The sequence below is a fragment of the Streptosporangium sp. NPDC087985 genome (genome assembly GCF_044741965.1).
GTDB lineage: Bacteria > Actinomycetota > Actinomycetes > Streptosporangiales > Streptosporangiaceae > Streptosporangium.
This window is the reverse complement of the sequence record NZ_JBIUTQ010000012.1, coordinates 105,320-122,205: the sequence shown is the minus strand read 5'-3', so window position 1 is coordinate 122,205 and position 16,886 is coordinate 105,320. Positions and strand designations below refer to the sequence as shown.

At 70.8% G+C, this 16,886-nt stretch carries 13 protein-coding genes; 5 read left to right on the top strand and 8 right to left on the bottom strand.

The features are described from left to right. Positions 1-278: 278 nt before the first annotated feature. On the top strand, positions 279-5,738 hold the full coding sequence (locus ACIN94_RS21730; protein ID WP_400708693.1) for a carboxyl transferase domain-containing protein: 5,460 nt from the start codon (positions 279-281) through the stop codon (positions 5,736-5,738). Here ACIN94_RS21730 and ACIN94_RS21725 read toward each other — a convergent pair. The 7 genes from ACIN94_RS21725 to ACIN94_RS21695 form a co-directional block, all read right to left on the bottom strand. Next, positions 5,716-6,180, bottom strand: coding sequence for a hypothetical protein (locus ACIN94_RS21725; RefSeq protein ID WP_400708691.1), 465 nt, complete (start codon positions 6,178-6,180; stop codon positions 5,716-5,718). The two genes, ACIN94_RS21730 and ACIN94_RS21725, sit on opposite strands and share 23 nt — an antisense overlap. After that, positions 6,177-6,473, bottom strand: coding sequence for a sulfurtransferase TusA family protein (locus ACIN94_RS21720; protein ID WP_400708689.1), 297 nt, complete (start codon positions 6,471-6,473; stop codon positions 6,177-6,179). Before ACIN94_RS21720 ends, ACIN94_RS21725 begins: the two co-directional genes overlap by 4 nt. Continuing rightward, the gene (locus ACIN94_RS21715; RefSeq protein ID WP_400708687.1) at positions 6,470-7,732 is read right to left on the bottom strand and encodes an MFS transporter; all 1,263 of its coding nucleotides are present in this window, start codon (positions 7,730-7,732) and stop codon (positions 6,470-6,472) included. The genes ACIN94_RS21720 and ACIN94_RS21715 overlap by 4 nt, the downstream gene beginning before the upstream one ends. Before the next feature lie 91 nt (positions 7,733-7,823). Then, positions 7,824-7,934 carry a PLP-dependent transferase gene (locus ACIN94_RS21710; protein WP_400708685.1) on the bottom strand — a complete coding sequence of 37 codons (111 nt, stop codon included), beginning with the start codon at positions 7,932-7,934 and terminating at the stop codon, positions 7,824-7,826. Positions 7,935-7,967: 33 nt separating this feature from the next. Next, the gene (locus ACIN94_RS21705) at positions 7,968-9,140 is read right to left on the bottom strand and encodes a cysteine desulfurase family protein (protein ID WP_400708683.1); all 1,173 of its coding nucleotides are present in this window, start codon (positions 9,138-9,140) and stop codon (positions 7,968-7,970) included. Next, positions 9,137-9,814: an ArsR/SmtB family transcription factor gene (locus ACIN94_RS21700; RefSeq protein ID WP_400708681.1), complete on the bottom strand. Its 678-nt coding sequence runs from the start codon at positions 9,812-9,814 to the stop codon at positions 9,137-9,139. The genes ACIN94_RS21705 and ACIN94_RS21700 overlap by 4 nt, the downstream gene beginning before the upstream one ends. A 424-nt stretch (positions 9,815-10,238) precedes the next feature. Continuing rightward, the gene (locus ACIN94_RS21695) at positions 10,239-10,484 is read right to left on the bottom strand and encodes a hypothetical protein (protein WP_400708679.1); all 246 of its coding nucleotides are present in this window, start codon (positions 10,482-10,484) and stop codon (positions 10,239-10,241) included. On the opposite strand from ACIN94_RS21695, the gene ACIN94_RS21690 reads away from it, so the two are divergent. After that, positions 10,453-10,968 carry a hypothetical protein gene (locus ACIN94_RS21690; RefSeq protein ID WP_400708677.1) on the top strand — a complete coding sequence of 172 codons (516 nt, stop codon included), beginning with the start codon at positions 10,453-10,455 and terminating at the stop codon, positions 10,966-10,968. The genes ACIN94_RS21695 and ACIN94_RS21690 overlap by 32 nt on opposite strands. Positions 10,969-11,008: 40 nt before the next feature. Here ACIN94_RS21690 and ACIN94_RS21685 read toward each other — a convergent pair whose 3' ends face one another. Further along, positions 11,009-11,848 (bottom strand): pentapeptide repeat-containing protein, encoded by an 840-nt coding sequence (locus ACIN94_RS21685; RefSeq protein WP_400708675.1) that lies wholly within the window; start codon positions 11,846-11,848, stop codon positions 11,009-11,011. 473 nt (positions 11,849-12,321) lie between these two features. Here ACIN94_RS21685 and ACIN94_RS21680 point away from each other — a divergent pair, with 473 nt between their 5' ends. The 3 genes from ACIN94_RS21680 (at position 12,322) to ACIN94_RS21670 (ending at position 16,817) form a co-directional block, all read left to right on the top strand. Continuing rightward, a complete protein-coding gene (locus ACIN94_RS21680; RefSeq protein ID WP_400708830.1) occupies positions 12,322-13,731 on the top strand; it encodes a glycosyltransferase family 39 protein in 1,410 nt (469 codons plus the stop codon). Positions 13,732-13,972: 241 nt separating this feature from the next. Then, positions 13,973-14,731 carry an HAD family hydrolase gene (locus ACIN94_RS21675; RefSeq protein ID WP_400708673.1) on the top strand — a complete coding sequence of 253 codons (759 nt, stop codon included), beginning with the start codon at positions 13,973-13,975 and terminating at the stop codon, positions 14,729-14,731. Beyond that, positions 14,706-16,817: a glycoside hydrolase family 65 protein gene (locus ACIN94_RS21670; RefSeq protein ID WP_400708671.1), complete on the top strand. Its 2,112-nt coding sequence runs from the start codon at positions 14,706-14,708 to the stop codon at positions 16,815-16,817. Before ACIN94_RS21675 ends, ACIN94_RS21670 begins: the two co-directional genes overlap by 26 nt. The last annotated feature ends 69 nt before the right edge of the window (positions 16,818-16,886 follow it).

The window sequence follows — 16,886 nt, the reverse complement described above, 5'->3', positions numbered from 1 at the left end:
ACCCTCCCTTCGCGCCCGCAGGCATTCGGAAAGACTCGTCCAGTCGCCCATGCCGCAGGGCGCAGTCGTATTTTGTGGCAGACCTCGCGTGAAACGGCGGCCGGGCGGTGTGGCCGGCTCGCCTTTTGTGGGGTCCCCACAACGCAGCAGCTCCACCATGCACGATGCAGGACATTAGTGTGCCCGGCGGTAATCGAGCAGGGTATAGAACAGGTGCAGGCGACGCTCCGGGACCCGGACGTCGCCTTCTGCGCGTGGATAATTGGGAGGCTCAGCCGGTGTTCAGTCGTGTCGCCATCGTCAACCGTGGAGAGGCCGCGATGCGGCTCATCCACGCCGCCCGGGATCTTTCGGCGGAAACCGGAACGCGGATCGAGACGGTCGCCCTCTACACCGACGCCGACCGCAACGCCACCTTCGTCCGTGAAGCGGACGTCGCCTACTTGCTGGGCCCCGCCTCGGCCCGCCCGTACCTCGACCACGCCGTCCTGGAGCGGGCGCTGATGGAGACCGGGGCCGACGCCGCGTGGGTCGGCTGGGGGTTCGTCGCCGAGGACCCGGCGTTCGCCGAGTTGTGCGAGAAGATCGGCGTCACCTTCATCGGGCCGAGCGCGGAGGCGATGCGCAAGCTGGGCGACAAGATCGGCGCCAAGCTCATCGCCGAGGAGGTCGGCGTCCCGGTCGCGCCGTGGAGCCGCGGCGAGGTCGCCACCCTCGAGGACGCCCTGCGCGCCGCCGACGAGATCGGCTACCCGCTGATGCTGAAGGCGACCGCGGGCGGCGGCGGGCGCGGCATCCGCGTGGTCACGAACGAGGCCGAGCTCGCCGACGCCTACGAGCGCACCAGCCAGGAGGCCGCGCGGGCGTTCGGCAGCGGCATCGTGTTCCTGGAGCGCCTGATCACCGGCGCCCGGCACGTCGAGGTCCAGGTGATCGCTGACGGCGAGGGCACCGCGTGGGCGCTCGGCGTCCGCGACTGCTCCGTGCAGCGGCGCAACCAGAAGGTCATCGAGGAGTCGGCGTCGCCGGTGCTCAGCCCTGTGCAGGCAGCCGAGCTCAGAGCGTCGGCCGAACGGCTGGCCGTCGCGGTCGGTTACCGCGGCGCGGCGACCGTCGAGTTCCTCTACCACCCCGGCGACAAGCTGTTCGCGTTCCTCGAGGTCAACACCCGCCTGCAGGTCGAGCACCCGATCACCGAGTCCACCACCGGGTTCGACCTGGTCAAGGCGCAGCTGCGGGTGGCATCCGGCGGCAGACTCGAAGGCGAGCCGCCGGTGGAGCGCGGGCACGCCATCGAGGCCAGGCTGAACGCCGAAGACCCCGACCGCGACTTCGCGCCCTCCCCGGGCCGCATCGCGCGGCTGAACCTGCCCGCCGGGCCGGGCATCCGCGTGGACACCGGCGTCAGCGAGGGCGACACCATCCCCGCCGACTTCGACTCGATGATCGCGAAGATCATCGCCTACGGCCGCGACCGCGACGAGGCGCTTGGCAGGCTGCGCCGGGCGATGGCGCAGACCACGGTGATCATCGAGGGTGGCGCGACGAACAAGAGCTTCGTGCTCGACCTGCTCGACCAGCCCGAGGTGATCGACGCCAGTGCGGACACCGGCTGGATCGACCGCGTCCGCGGCGAGGGCAGGCTCGTCTCGCACCGGCACTCCGGCGTCGCGCTGGCGGCCGCCGCCATCGAGGCGTACGAGGAGGAGGAACGCGCCGAGCGGCAGCGGCTGCTGTCGACGGCGTTCGGGGGACGCCCGCAGGTGCAGCACAAGAGCGGCCGGCCGCTGGACCTCAAGCTACGTGGCGTCGGCTACCGCGTGCGCGTCGCGCGGGTCGGCGCGCATCGGTTCCGCGTCGCCATCGAAGCGGGTGACGACGTCCGCACCGCCGACGTCGAGCTCGACCGCTTCGACCGGCACACCGGGCAGATCGTCGTCAACGGCACCCAGCGCCGCCTGCTCACCGGCACGCACGGGCCGATCCACCTGGTTGAGGTGGACGGCGTGACGCACCGGGTCAGCCGCGACGAGGGCGGCGTCGTCCGCTCGCCCGCGCCGGCGATGGTCGTCGCCACGCCGCTGGAGGTCGGCGCCGAGGTCGAGGCGGGCGCGCCGGTGCTGGTGCTGGAGAGCATGAAGATGGAGACGGTGCTGCGGGCGCCGTTCAAGGCGCGGCTGAAGGAATGCGTCGTGTCCGTGGGCAGCCAGGTGGAGACCGGTGCACCGCTGCTGCGGCTGGAGCCACTCGCCGACGCCGAAGTCGAGGACACCTCGGCCGCCGGGTCCGTCGAGCTGGACCTGCCCGCCGCGCCCGAGACGGTCCCGGCGCGGGAGCGCACCACGCGCGGCCAGGAGGACCTGCGCAGCCTGCTGCTGGGCTTCGACCTCGACCCGCACGACGAACGCCGGGTGCTCGACGACTACGTCGCCGCGCGCCGGGCGGTCATCGAGGACGGCCACCGGCCGCTGACCGAGGAGCTCGAACTCGTCGACGTGTTCGCCGACCTCACCGAACTGAGCCGCAACCGGCCGGCGGGCGAGGACGGCGGCGGCGACGGCCACGTGCACAGCGCCCGCGAGTACTTCCACACCTACCTGCAGAGCCTCGACGTCGAACGGGCCGGGCTGCCGGAGGCGTTCCAGGCCAAGCTCGCCAAGGCGCTCGGGCACTACGGTGTCACCGAGCTGGAGCGCTCCCCCGAGCTCGAAGCCGCGGTGTTCCGGATCTTCCTCGCCCAGCAACGCGCGTCCGCCGACGCCACGGTCGTCGCGACGTTGCTGCGCGCGTGGCTGCGGGAGCCGCCGCCGGACGAGACGCTGCGCGAGCCCGCCGGTCTCGCGCTGGAACGGCTGGTGGCCGCGACGCAGGTCCGCTTCCCCGTGGTCTCCGACCTCGCGCGCGGCGTGGTGTTCGCCTGGTTCGGCCAGCCGCTGCTGCGTCGCAACCGCGCCCGCGTCTACGCCAACGTCCGCAAGCACCTGCGCCACCTTGACGCGCACCCGGACGCGCCGGACCGCGCCGGGCGCATCGCCGAGATGGTGCGCAGCACCGAGCCGCTGGTGCGGCTGCTCGGCCAGCGGCTTGTCCGCACTGACCTGGACAATTCGGTGATGCTGGAGGTGCTGACCCGGCGGTACTACGGCAACAAGGGCCTCACCGGTGTCCGCACCAGCGAGGTCTCGGGCTGCCGGTTCGTGGTCGCCGAGCACGCCGGGTCGCGGCTGGTGACCTCCGCGGTGGGGTTTGAGACGCTGGGCGACGCGCTGCGCGGGCTCGCCGAGCTGGCGAGCGGCCAGAAGGCCATCGACGCCGACATCTACCTGGCGTGGGAGAAGCAACCGGAGGACTCCGACGCGATGGCCGCCGAGCTGCACGAGGTCATCGCCGCGCACCCGCTGCCGAGCCAGGTCCGCAGGCTCACCGCCACCGTCGCGGGCCGCGGCGGCGCGGTGATGCACCATCACTTCACGTTCCGCCCGTCGACCATCGGGATGACCGAGGAGCGGCTGATCCGCGGCCTGCACCCGTACATCGCACAGCGGATGCAGCTCGAGCGGCTGAGCAAGTTCGACCTCACCCGGCTGCCGTCGTCGGACGAGGAGGTCTACCTCTTCCAGTGTGTGGCGCGGGAGAACCCGTCGGACGACCGCCTCGTCGCGTTCGCACAGGTGCGCGACCTGACCGAGCTGCGCGAGCACGACGGCAGGCTGGTCGCGCTACCGACGGCCGAGGACACCATCGCCGCCTGCCTCGACTCGATCCGCCGCGCGCAGTCGCGGCGACCGTCGAAGAAACGCCTCAACACCAACCGGATCGTGGTCTACGTCTGGCCGCCGAGCGACATCACCCGCGCGGAGCTGGAGATGATCGCCGAGCGCGTGCTGCCGACGACCGCGGGCGCCGGGCTGGAGGAGGTCCTGTTCATCGCGCGGCAGCGCGACTGGAAGACCGGCGAGCTGACCAAGATCGCCGTGCGCATCTCCCTCGACGCCACCGGCGGCACCGAGCTGACCGTCGGCAAGCCGTCGGTCGAGCCGGTCGAGCCGCTCGACGACTACCGGCAGAAGGTGCTGCGCGCGAGCAGCCGCAACACGGTGTACCCGTACGAGCTGACCGGCCTGCTCGGCGACTTCGTCGAGCACGACCTCGACAACGGCCACGTGCTGGTGCCGGTTGACCGGCCGAAGGGGCGCAACACCGCGGCGATCGTCGCGGGCGTGGTCACCACGCCGACCCGGCGGCACCCGCAGGGCGTCACCAGGGTCGTGCTGCTCGGCGACCCGACGAAGTCGCTCGGCGCGCTGTCGGAGCCGGAGTGCCGCCGCGTGATCGCCGCCCTGGACCTGGCCGAGCGGATGCGGGTGCCGCTGGAGTGGTACGCGCTGTCCTCCGGCGCCCGGATCTCCATGGAGTCGGGCACGGAGAACATGGACTGGGTGGCCGCGGCGCTCAAGCGGATCGTCGAATTCACCCAGGACGGCGGCGAGATCAACATCGTGGTCGCGGGCATCAACGTCGGCGCGCAGCCGTACTGGAACGCCGAGGCGACGATGCTCATGCACACCAAGGGCATCCTGGTGATGACGCCGGACTCGGCTATGGTGCTCACCGGCAAGCAGTCGCTCGACTTCTCCGGTGGCGTGTCGGCTGAGGACAACTTCGGCATCGGCGGCTACGACCGGGTGATGGGCCCGAACGGGCAGGCGCAGTACTGGGCGCCGAACCTGGCCGCCGCGCGGAACGTGCTGATGTCGTACTACGACCACACGTACGTCGCACCCGGCGAGGAGGCGCCGCGGCGGGCGAAGACGACCGACCCCGTCGACCGCGACATCTCCGACTTCCCGCATGTCATGGCGGGCAGCGACTTCACCACCGTCGGCGAGATCTTCTCCGCCGAGGCCAACCCAACCCGCAAGAAGCCGTTCGACATCCGGACCGTGATGCGGGCGCTCTCCGACCAGGACCATCCGGTGCTGGAACGCTGGGCGGGCATGGCCGACGCGGAGACCGCGGTGGTGCAGGACGCGCATCTCGGCGGCATGCCGGTGTGCATGCTCGGCATCGAGTCACGGGCGGTGCCGCGGCGTGGCTTCCCGCCCACCGACGGCCCGGACACCTACACCGCGGGCACGCTGTTCCCGCGGTCGTCGAAGAAGGCCGCGCGGGCGATCAACGCGGCCAGCGGCAACCGGCCGCTGGTGGTGCTGGCGAACCTGTCGGGGTTCGACGGCTCGCCGGAGTCGATGCGGAAGCTGCAGCTGGAGTACGGCGCCGAGATCGGCCGCGCGATCGTGAACTTCCGCGGGCCCATTGTGTTCTGCGTGATCTCGCGGTACCACGGCGGCGCGTTCGTGGTGTTCTCGAAGGCACTGAACCCGAACATGACCGTGCTCGCGCTGGAAGGCTCGTTCGCCTCGGTACTCGGCGGCGCCCCCGCCGCCGCGGTGGTGTTCTCCGGTGACGTCGGCGCCCGCACCGCGGCCGATCCGCGCGTGCGGGACCTGGAGGCCCGCGTCGCGGCCGCCTCCGGTGCCGACCGGGCCGCGTTGACCGCGGAGCTGGACGAGCTCCGCTCGTCGGTCCGCGCGGAGAAGCTCGGCGAGGTGGCCGCGGAGTTCGACCGCGTGCACAACATCCAGCGCGCGGTCGAGGTCGGCTCCGTCGACGCCGTCATCCGCGCCTCCGAACTCCGCCCGCGCAGCATCGAGGTCATCGAGTCCTATCTGCGTTAGTACGTGTCTGAACCTCAAGTGCCTGTTGAGCCTGGTGAAACCCGATTGAGACTGTGGCCTGCTCACGGAGCAGGCGCAGGACGGTCGCGGGTGAGGGGTGCTGGCCCTTCTTCTTGCCCTTGGTGATGACAAGCCGTGCGACGATGTCTCGCAGGCTGAGGTTCTGCTCGCGCAGGTGGAGAGCCATCGACAGCATGGTGGCATCGGTGACGGCGGTGCCACCGATGGCTTTGCCGCGGGTGCGGACCGCGACCCCGGCCGCCCGTAGCTCGCGAGCCAGGGCGACGGCCTTGTCGAGCTCGGGGCGGCTGGTGGCGCGCGTGGAGATCTTCTCGGAGAAGATCCGGGTGACGCCCGCGGCCTTGAGGGAGTCGAGCTGGGTGTCCAGGGACTGGCGGACGGTGGTTGGGCTTGAGTGCGCGGCGCCAGGAGCCGGATTCATTCCTGCTGCGTGTGCCAGGGTTTGCCCGGGTGGGTGGGGCGTGCACCGGCGGCGATTCTGAGCGCGTACACCGGCCGCTCGCCTGGGACGGGCCCGAGGTAGTCGTGCCCGGTGATGTGGCACCAGGCGGGCAGGTCGAGGGGTGCGGCGGGATCGGTGGCGATGACGTGCACGATGGTGCCGGGCTTGGCGCTGTCGATGGCGGCGCGCAGGCGCCGCAGGAGGGTGACGCACAGCAGGCCGGTGCCGTCGATGGTCAGGTCGGCATCAGTGGGGGACGGGTGGTGGTTCATCGGCTGTTGGCGGTGGCGGCGATGGCGGGCAGGACGGCAAGAGCGAGGATGCCGCCGGCCAGGGCGAGCAGGGGGTAGCTGGCGGCGGCGACGACGATGCCGGAGGCCAGGCCGCCGGTGGCGCCTGCGATGGCGATCGACACGTCGACCATGCCTTGGGTCGTGGCGCGGCTGGCCAAGGGCACGGCGTCGGTGATGATCGCGGTGCCGGAGATGAGGCCGAAGTTCCAGCCCAGGCCGAGCAGGGCGAGGGCGAGGGCCAGCAGAGCGACGGAGTCGCCGGGTGCGGCGGCGGCGACGATGCCGGCGGCCAGGAGGGTGATGCCGGAGGCGGCGGCAACCTTGAGGCGGCCGTAGCGGTCGACAAGCCAGCCGGTCAGCGGCGACGGCAGGTACATCGCGGCGACGTGGATGGCGATGACGAGGCCGGAGGCGGCGGTGCCGTGGCCGTGGTCGTGCATGTGGACGGGCGTCATCGTCATGATCGCGACCATGACCAGCTGGGTCAGGATCATGACCAGCGCGCCCAGCGGCACGCCCGGGCCACGTCCCTGGGTCGCCTTCTGCGGCTGACTGCCCGCAGCTGCGGTGTCCGTGCCGGCCGTCTGTTGGGTGTGGAGGGTGCGGGCGAGCAGGAGGGGGTCAGGGCGCAGCCAGATGGCCAGCACGAGGGCGGCCAGCGCGTAGGCGGCGCCGGCCAGCAGGAAAGGGCCGGCCAGGTGCGGGATGCCCAGGGTGTGGGCGAGGTCGCCGGTGGGGGAGGCGAGGTTGGGGCCGACGACGCCGCCGAGGGTGGTGGCGACCAGGACGGTGGAGACGGCGCGGCCGCGGTGGGCCGGGGTGGCCAGGTCCGCTCCGGCGTAGCGGGCCTGGAGGTTGGTGGCGGAGCCGGCGCCGTAGACGAACAGGGAGATGAACAGCAGGACGGGGTTGTCAGCGGCGGCGGCGGCGATGATGCCGGCGCTGCCGATGGCTCCGGTGAGGTATCCGGCGGCCAGGCCGGGGCGGCGGCCGCGAGCGTGGGAGATGCGGCCGACGGCGACGGCAGCGAGGGCGGAGCCGGCGGTGAACAGGGCGCTGGGCACGCCGGCCAGACCGGTGGAGCCGAGCATGTTCTGGGCGAGCAGGGCGCCGACGGTGATGCCGGCGGCCAGGCCGGCGCCGCTGAGGACCTGGGAGATGACCAGGACGGTCAGGATGCGGCGCTGTGCCTGCGGGTGCGGGGATGTCGTGGTGGCGGCTGGGGTGGTGCTGGTCACAGGGTGGTTCTTTCGCTGAGAGGCCGGAGTCCGGCGGGCCCGGACCGCCCCGGAGGGTGGGCGCGCCCGCCGGGCTGCGGTGGTTTCGGGGTCAGGAGGCGTCGAGGGCCTGGGCGAGGTCGGCGATGAGGTCGTCGGCGTCCTCCAGTCCGACGGACAGGCGGATCATGCTGTCGGCGATGCCGCGCCGGACGCGCTCCATCGGGTCGAGGCCACGGCGGCCGGTAGACCCTGCTTATTGCGCGGTAGCCGCCTTGATCAGTGCTGCTGCCGCGGTGTCGATGTCCGCGGGGGTGCTCCAGCGGCCCAGCGACAGCCGCAGCGCCCCCAGCGCGCGATCCGCGTCGAGGCCCATGGCGGTCAGGACCGGGGAGGGGGTGTGGGTGCCGCTGTGGCAGGCCGAGCCGGTGGAGGCCGCGATCTGAGGCGCCGCGGCCAGGAGTTCGTGTCCGAGGGCGCCGTCGATGCTGACGTTCAGCGTGTTCGGCAGCCGCCGCTTGTCGGGTCCGTTGAGGTGCACGCGGCCGGGCAGCCCGGCCGCCAGTCTCTCGTGAAGGCCGTCGCGCAGTGCCGCGATCCGGGCGGCGGCGCCATCGGCGAGTCCGTCGGCGGCGAGCTGGGCGGCGGTGCCGAGGGCGACGGCCAGGGCGACGTTTTCAGTGCCGGCCCGCAGCCCGCGCTCCTGGCCGCCGCCGTAGACGACGGGCTCCAGGTACACGCCGTCGCGCACGTACAGCGCGGCCGCGCCCTTGGGGGCGTACATCTTGTGCCCCACCACGGTGAGCAGATCCACGCCCAGCGCCTGGACGTCGACATCGATCTTCCCGGTGGCCTGGGCGGCGTCGCAATGGAACAGCGCCCCGTACTGGTGGGCCAGGGCGGCCAGGTCGGCGATAGCCTGCACGGCCCCGGTTTCGTTGTTGGCGGCCATCACTGACACCAGCACCGTCTGCTCGGTCAGCGCGGCGTCCAGCGCGGCCGGGTCCACCAACCCCTCGCCGTCGACCTGCAGCATCGTCACGCGGGCGCCGTGCAGGCGCTCCAGGGCGCGGCAGGTCTGAAGCACGGCCGGGTGTTCGGTGACCTGGGTGATCACGTGCGGGCGCGGGCGGCCGGAAGCGATGGCCGCGCCGCGCACGGCGAGCAGATCGGCCTCCGAGCCGGAGGCGGTGAAGACGATCTCGTGCGGGCGGGCGCCGATCAGGGCGGCGACCTGACCCCGGGCGGCCGCCAGGGCCATCCTCGGCGCGGCACTGTAGGGGTGGCTGCTGGAGGGATTACCGAACAGGTCTCTCAGGTGCGGTGCCATCGCCTCGGCCACGCGCGGGTCGACGGGGGTGGTGGCGTTGTAGTCCAGGTAGACCGGCCCGCCGACCAGTCCCGGATGCGGCGCAAGGTCGCCGGTCACGCCAGGCCTCCCGCGTCGACGGGCATGTCGGCCAGGCGCCATTCGAGCATGCCGTCGCTCAGGCGGATCGCCCGAAGTCCGCGGTCGGTCAGTAGCCGCACCGCGTCGTAGGCCATGACGCAGTACTCACCGCGGCAGTACACGACGATCCCGGTACCGGTGGGCAGCTCGTTGATCCGCTCGGCCAGCTCGGTGACCGGGATGGAGACGGCGCCGGGAATGTGTCCGGCCAGGTACTCCTCCACCGGCCGCACGTCCAGCATCACCACCTCGCCGGCTTCCACCCGGGCGTGCAGCTCCTGGCGGGTGATCTCCGCCGGGCCGCCCTGGCCGAGGTAGGCGTCCCGCGCCGCGGGAACGGCGGCCTGGTGGTTCTCGGCGACCTTGCGCAGCAGCGCGAACAGTTGGGCGACGTCGTCGCCGGCGAGCCGGTAGTGGATGCGCACGCCGTCGCGGCGGCTGGCGACGAACCCCGCCTGCTTGAGCGTCTGCAGATGGGCCGAGGCTGTGGTCAGGTTCAGCCCCGCCGCCTTGGCCAGGGCCTCGACGGTGCGCTCTCCCTGGGCGAGCAGGTCGAGCAACTCCAGGCGCTTTCCGCTGGCCAGCGCCTTGCCGCCGACCGCGAACGCCTCATACAGCTGCGCCTTGGCTTGTGCTGTGGTGGTCTCCGCCATTACATCCTCCATTAATCCATGGATTATTGTAGATGAAGGTGGGGGTGGTGGCATACCGTCCCACCACCTCCGGCACCGGATTGGGAGGACCCGTGGGATTTGCCGACGAGCAGCTGATACCGCTGGTGGACGAAGGACTGGGCAACAGTGCCTACCTCGTCGACCTGGGCGGGCTGCGGCTGCGGGCGCTGCCAACGCCGGGTCACGCCGATGAGCACGTGTCGTTCCTGCTGCTGGACGGCAGCCGGGAAGTCGGGGTGTTCACCGGCGACTCACTGATCGTGGGCTCCGCCGCCCGCGCCGACGTTCTCTCACTGATGATCGACCTCGGACCCGGCGTGCCGCGGCGGGGCCCTGCCCGCCCTCGACCGACAACTGGCCCCCCTGATCACACCCCCGGCCGCGACCACCCCGTCGCGTCGCTTCAGGGGTTGAGGAGGAAGGTGGTGCCGGAGGCGTTGACCGAGGTCGGCCGCAGCGGCCTCCAGCCGCCGTCGAGCTTGGCCAGCTCGCCCTCGTAGTCGACGTCGATGGCGCCGAAGAAGTTGATGTTCTCGCTGTGACCGGGGGCGATGTAGGCGAGCAGCCCGTCGCGGATCTCCTGGCCCTGGCCGCGCAGCTTGTCGATCGCCAGGCTGTTGCATGCCGATCTGGACGCGCAGCAGGCCACCGACCTCCTCGTCCGGGACCGCCGGATCCGCCAGAATCGGGAGGATCTCCTGCATCAACATCTGCCGGGCCTCGCCCTTCTTAGCCCGCTCGATCAGTTCCTCGTCCGTCTTAGCCTTGGCCCGCGACTCCCGCGCCGACACCGCCTGGTCGAACAGCGCGATGACCTCGTCCAGCTGATCCACCCCCGACTGCGCCATCAACGCCAGCAGAATCGGATAACGGCGCTCCTCGCGACGCATCAGCGCCTGCACCGTCGGCCGCCGCCCCACCGTGGCCAGGAACCGGCGCCGCTCCCGCGGCAGCATCGAAAGATCCAGCTCATGAGCGTCCACCCCGCGCAGGAACTTCAGCTTGTCGATCCCCGTCTTCACCGCTGCGGCGGTCGCGTCCGTCGCACCCCGGGTCAGCCACCGGGTCATCCCCAGCCCGGCGTCCTCCTCCAGCAGCCGATCCAGATCAGCGCGCATCTGCTCGGTCAGTAGATGATCGGCCTTCTCCGATCGTTGACAGGGTGCGCGGAGGCTACCAATGCGTTGGGGGTCTGAGCGACGACGGCACCATGGTTTCGGTATCGCCCTTGGCCGAATCCAGCTGGGACTGAATGAGAAAGATGCTCTCGGTAAGGTCGGCCCCTCGGAGGTCGGCGCCCCTGAGGTCGGCCCCGATCAGGTCGGCCAGCCTCAGGTCGGCGCCTCGGAGGTCGGCCCCAATGAGGTACGCCCCTCTCAAGTTGGCGCCTCGGAGGTCGGCGCCCTTGAGTCTGGCCCCGATGAGGTCGGCTCCTCTGCGGTCCTTCTTCTTGTGCCGGACCCCGGCTCGCACAAGTTCGCTCGTGCGCAGCAGCAGGGCGTTGACGTCTCGCCGGTGTGCTTCCACGTCCAGTGCCATGAGGGCATCGGGGCTGTTGTGAGTGAGGCGTTCGGTCTCCTCCAGCGCGAGGCCGAGCTCACCGTGGAGCGGGCGGGCCGGTTGCAGTGTCAGCGCTTCGGTCAGATACCAGAGCAGTTCGTGAAGGTCCCGCATGATGGGGAACACCTCGAACATCTGCTTCGCGGTCCGCGGGGCCCGCCGCCAGTCGTGTCCACCGAAGGTGATCTGGGAGACCTTCTGCCCGGCGCCGAAGCAGTCGTAGACGGTGCACCCTGGAAAGCCCTGTTGCCTGAGGCGGGTGTGAATGCCGCAGCGGAAGTCCGATCGCAGGTTGGGACAGGCCTGTCCGGCGTCTTTGTTGATCGCGAAGTCCGCCGAGGCGGAGAAGGCCGGCACGACACAGCACAGCGCGAAGCAGCTCTCGCAGTCAGCCCGTAGGCCGCGGCGGCCTTCTTCGGAGGCGGGTTGTGCGGGTTCGCGTTTCTCAGACAACGTGCGTGTTCTCCTGCGGGAAGCGACCGCGCTGGTCAAGCGGGCAGCGGATGGTCGTCAACAGCCACTTTCACCACGCACCCTAGCCGACCTTGTCCGGGTCGTCGTCGGTGGGGCCGCGCACCGTGCGGGCGCCTGCTCGCGGCCGTCCGCACCTCCGTCCCGGGCCGGCGCGCCGGCGAACCTTCCGGTAGACGGACGAGTTGTTCCTTCACGGTCCCGGTTAATGCAAGAAAATGCATCACCGGAATGGCCAAACAGGCGGCCTCGGAGGTCTCGGATCTGTATTGTCCCGAAAACGCAGTTTGTGATCTTGGCGGACCTTCCCAGCGAGTGGCGTTGCCTCATCGGGATACGAGAGGCGACGGGTGGCCGTGTCCACCTCCACGTCCGCCTGGAGTTTCGGGGGGGTTATGAGGATAAGGACGCCTGGCGTTTCCGTTTTGACCATTGCGGTTCCGGCCGTGATCGCCATGATCCTTTGCCTGTGGCGGATCGACTCCCCCTCCTACTGGGCCGACGAAGGGGTGTCGGTGTCGATCGCCAGCCGCCCGCTGGCAGACCTGCCCACCGTTTTACGCCATATGGACCTGGTACATGGTCTCTACTATGTGCTGCTGCATTTTGTCGCCTCGCTTGCGGGCACAGGTGAGATCGCGATGCGGCTGCCGTCCGCGGTCGCCACCGCCGCGGCAACGGCCGGGCTGGCGGCGCTTGGCCGTCGCACGGCCTCACCGGCAACGGGACTGTTCGCCGGTCTGATCTACGCGCTGCTCCCCGTGGTAAGCCGTTACGCCCAGGAGGCGCGCCAGTACGCGCTGGTGACCGCCCTGGTGATCGGGGCCACCTATCTCCTGGTGGTAGTGATCGAAGACGACCGGGATCGGCTGCGCCTGCGGCCCTGGGCCGCTTACACGATCATGCTGACGATCGCCGCATGGCTGCATCTCTACGCCCTGTTCATCCTGCCCGCCCATGCTGTCATGCTGCTCTGTCGTCGGCCGCGTGGCCCCTGGACCCACTGGACCGTCTCGGTCACCGTCGCGTGTGTGCTGACAGCACCACTGGCCTTGGCGGCCCGGACCCAGTTCGGGTTGGTTTCCTGGATTCCCCGGCCCAGTCCTGCCACGGTCAGGCATCTGGGATGGCTGGTGTTCGGGGGAAACCCGGCGGTGATCCTCACGATCATGGCACTCGCCGTCCTGGGCGTGTGCGCGCCGATCCGGCCGAGGCTTAGGACCGTGGCCCTGCCGTGGCTGGTGGTGCCGGGCGGTCTCATGATCACGGTCTCCCTGGTCATTCAGCCGATCTTCTATCCGCGCTATGTGCTGCACTGCGTCGCGGCCCTGGCGCTGGCGGGCGGAGCGGGGATGGCTCGCATCGGTATCTGGGCGGCCCGCCGTACACCTGCCGGCACGCACCTGATCCCGGCGGCTTTGCTGGCCGTGCTCGCCGGGCTTGTGGGACCGGCTCAGGTGGCCGTCCGGGAACCGCTCAGCAGGCCTGACAACCTCCGCGACCTCGCTCACACCCTGCGAGATGAAGCCCGACCCGGCGACGCCGTGCTCTACGTTCCCGCCGGTAACTGGATGTCGGTGCTCCCCTACCCCGACTCCGTCGCCCAGCTCGACACGTGGAGTCTGCACGCCGACCGGTTCTTCGGCGACCTGCCGGCTGATCGGTTCCATCATGCGGCCACCGGGCTGTCGCGTATCTGGCTGGTGGAAGGGGCGAAGAGCTACGGCAACGCGGTGGAGCTGCAGAACGACGGGCGATTCCGCCGAACGGCCCACTGGTCCTTCGGCACCAGGCAGCTGTCACTGTATGAACGGAACGACGCCGGGCGACAGACTCATGCCGATACCGGGAAGCAGGAGCCCTGACGCCGCCGGCTCGTCCCGACAGGCTGCCATGAACTCCTCATGACGGCCGGCCGGGCCCACGAGACCACCTGGGATGGCCCGGAAACCCGGGAAAGGGCGATCGCCCCCGGGGCACGACGGCCTTCACCCTCTGCCGGAGGTGAGCCCTGATCTACCGACGAAGGTCCCTGACTCCCAGGGCCGATCAGCCCTGACGGCGGCCGCGAGCGGCGCCATACCGTGCAGGTGGAAGGGGGCGCCCATGAAACTCCCGGCAGTCGTGGACCTCGAACGGACAGCGGCGATGATCTTCGACACCGACGGGGTCATCACCGATACGGCCAGGGCGCACGCCGCCGCGTGGAAACGGGTCTTCGACGCCTTCCTGCGTGAGCGGGCCGGGCGGTCCGGCGAGCGGCTGCAGCCGTTCGACACCGACGAGGACTACCTGCGTCACCTCGACGGCAAGTCCCGCACCGACGGCGTCAGGGACTTCCTCGGCTCCCGCGGCATCACCCCGGACCCGGGCACGGTGGCCGAGATCACCGCCCGCAAGGACGCCTTCTTCCTGGCCGAGATCCATGAGCACGGCGTGGCCTCTTTCCCGTCCACCGCCGAGCTGGTGCGCGAGCTGCGCCGCCGCGGGGTGCGCACGGCCGCCGTCTCGGCGAGCCGCAACTGCGCGGAGGTGCTCCATGCGGCCGGGGCCGACGGCCTGTTCGACGTCCGGGTCGACGGCGTGGACATCGCCCGGCTGGGACTGGCGGGAAAGCCCGATCCGGCGCTGTTCCTGCAGGCGATCCGGCGGCTCGGCGTGACACCGGGCGAGACGGTGGTGGTGGAGGACTCCCTGGCGGGGGTACGGGCGGGCAGGAGGGGCCGCTTCAGGCTCGTCATCGGCGTCGACCGGCACGGTCAGCGGGAGGCCCTGCGGGCCGCCGGCGCCGACCTCGTCGTCACCGACCTGGCGCACCTACGACTGCACGGGAGAAGACGTGAATCCCTGGCTCCTCACCTATGACGGCTTCGACCCCGCCCAGGAGGGCCTCAGGGAGGCGCTGACGACGCTCGGCAACGGCTACTTCGCCACCCGGGGCGCCGCGCCGGAGTCACGCGCCGATGAGGTGCACTATCCCGGCACCTACGTCGCCGGCTGCTACGACCGGCTCGTCTCCCAGGTCGCAGGCGAGCCGGTGGAGAACGAAGACCTTGTCAACGCGCCGAACTGGCTGCCCCTGACCTTCCGCGCCGACGGTGGCGACTGGTTCACCCTCGGCCGCGCCGAGATCCTGGCCTACCGTCACACGCTGGACATGCGCCGGGGAGTACTCACCCGGCTCCTGCGGATACGCGACTCCCACGGCCGGATCACCCGGATGGAACAGCACCGCCTGGTCTCGATGGACGACCCGCACCTGGCCGCCCTGACCATGACGATCGTCGCGGAGAACTGGAGCGGGCTGCTGGAGATCCGCTCGGCGCTCGACGGGCGCGTCACCAACTCGGGGGTCGCCCGCTACCGGGGGCTGGCCGGCCGCCACCTTGTCCCGATCCGCGGGCACGCCGCCCACGGCGTGATCGAACTGCTGACGCGCACCGCCACCTCCCGCCTGGAGATCGCACTGGCGGCGCGCACCACCCTGGCCGGCGGGCGGTGCCGTGGCGGCGCCGAGGAGGGCTGGGTGTGCGATGACCGGGCCGTCGAGGTGAAGGCGGGCGAGGAGGTCACCGTGGAGAAGGTCGTGGCCCTGTACACCTCCCGGGACCGGGCCATCTCCGAGAGCGAGGCCGCCGCGAGGACCGCAGTCGTGCGCGCGGACAGTTTCCCCGCCCTTCTCCAGCGGCATGTGCGGGCCTGGGACCGTCTGTGGCAGCGGGGGCATGTCCGCGCCGAGGACGCCGGGGTACAGCAGATCCTCAACATGTACGTCTTCCACCTGCTGCAGACGGTCTCCCCGCACGTCGCGGAGCTCGATGCCGGGCTGCCGGCCCGGGGGCTGCACGGTGAGGCCTACCGGGGCCATGTGTTCTGGGACGACCTGTTCGCCTTCCCTTTTCTGGCCCCGCGCTTTCCGGAGATCACCCGGGCATTGCTGAGATACCGGTGGCGTCGCCTGACCGAGGCGCGCTGGGCCGCCCGCGCCGCCGGGCACACCGGGGCGATGTTCCCCTGGCAGAGCGGCAGCGACGGCCGGGAAGCGACCCCGCGCCTGCATTTCAACCCCCGTTCCGGCCGCTGGCTGCCCGACCGCTCCCACCTGCAACGCCATGTGGGCCTGGCCATCGCCTTCAACGTGTGGCAGCACTACCGGGCGACCGGGGACACCGGGTTCCTGGCGGGTTTCGGCGGGGAGCTGCTGCTGGAGGTGGCCCGGTTCTTCGCCTCGATCGCGACCTGCGAGCAGGAGGGACGGTATGCGATCCGCGGCGTGATGGGCCCCGACGAATATCACGACGGCTACCCCTGCCGTGCCGAGCCGGGCCTGGACAACAACGCCTACACCAACGTCATGACCGCCTGGCTGATGCGCCGGGTCCTGGACATGATCGTCCTGATCGGCGCCGAGGGAGTGAGCGGGCGGGAGATCGACCTTTTCACCCGGATGGCCCGGCGGATGCGGGTGGACTTCCACGAGGGGGTGATCAGCCAGTTCGAGGGATACCAGGCGCTGGAGGAGCTGGACTGGGCCGCCTACCGCCGCAGGTACACCGACATCCGGCGGCTGGACCGCATCCTCGAAGCCGAGGGCGACACCCCGAACCGTTACAAGGCCTCCAAGCAGGCCGACGTGCTCATGCTGTTCCACCTGCTGGGTGAGGAGGGGCTCGGGGAGATCCTGACCGGCCTGGGCTACGGATGGAACGCCGCGATGGCGGTGCGGACGGTGGACTACTACCTCGGCCGCACCTGCCACGGCTCCACGCTGAGCGCGGTCGTCCACGCCGGGGTGCTGGCACGCCTGCGCCCGGGCGCCTCGCATCCCTTCCTGGTGGAGGCGCTGAACAACGATGTGAGGGATCTCCAGGCGGGTACCACCGCCGAGGGGATCCATCTCGGTGCGATGGCCGGGGTGACCGGGCTGTTCGAAGCACGGCCGCGACCGTGATCACCGGCAGGTACTGCCGGGCGACCGCCCCGGATAACCCAGAAAGACCGATTTGCCCCCTTCTGGCAG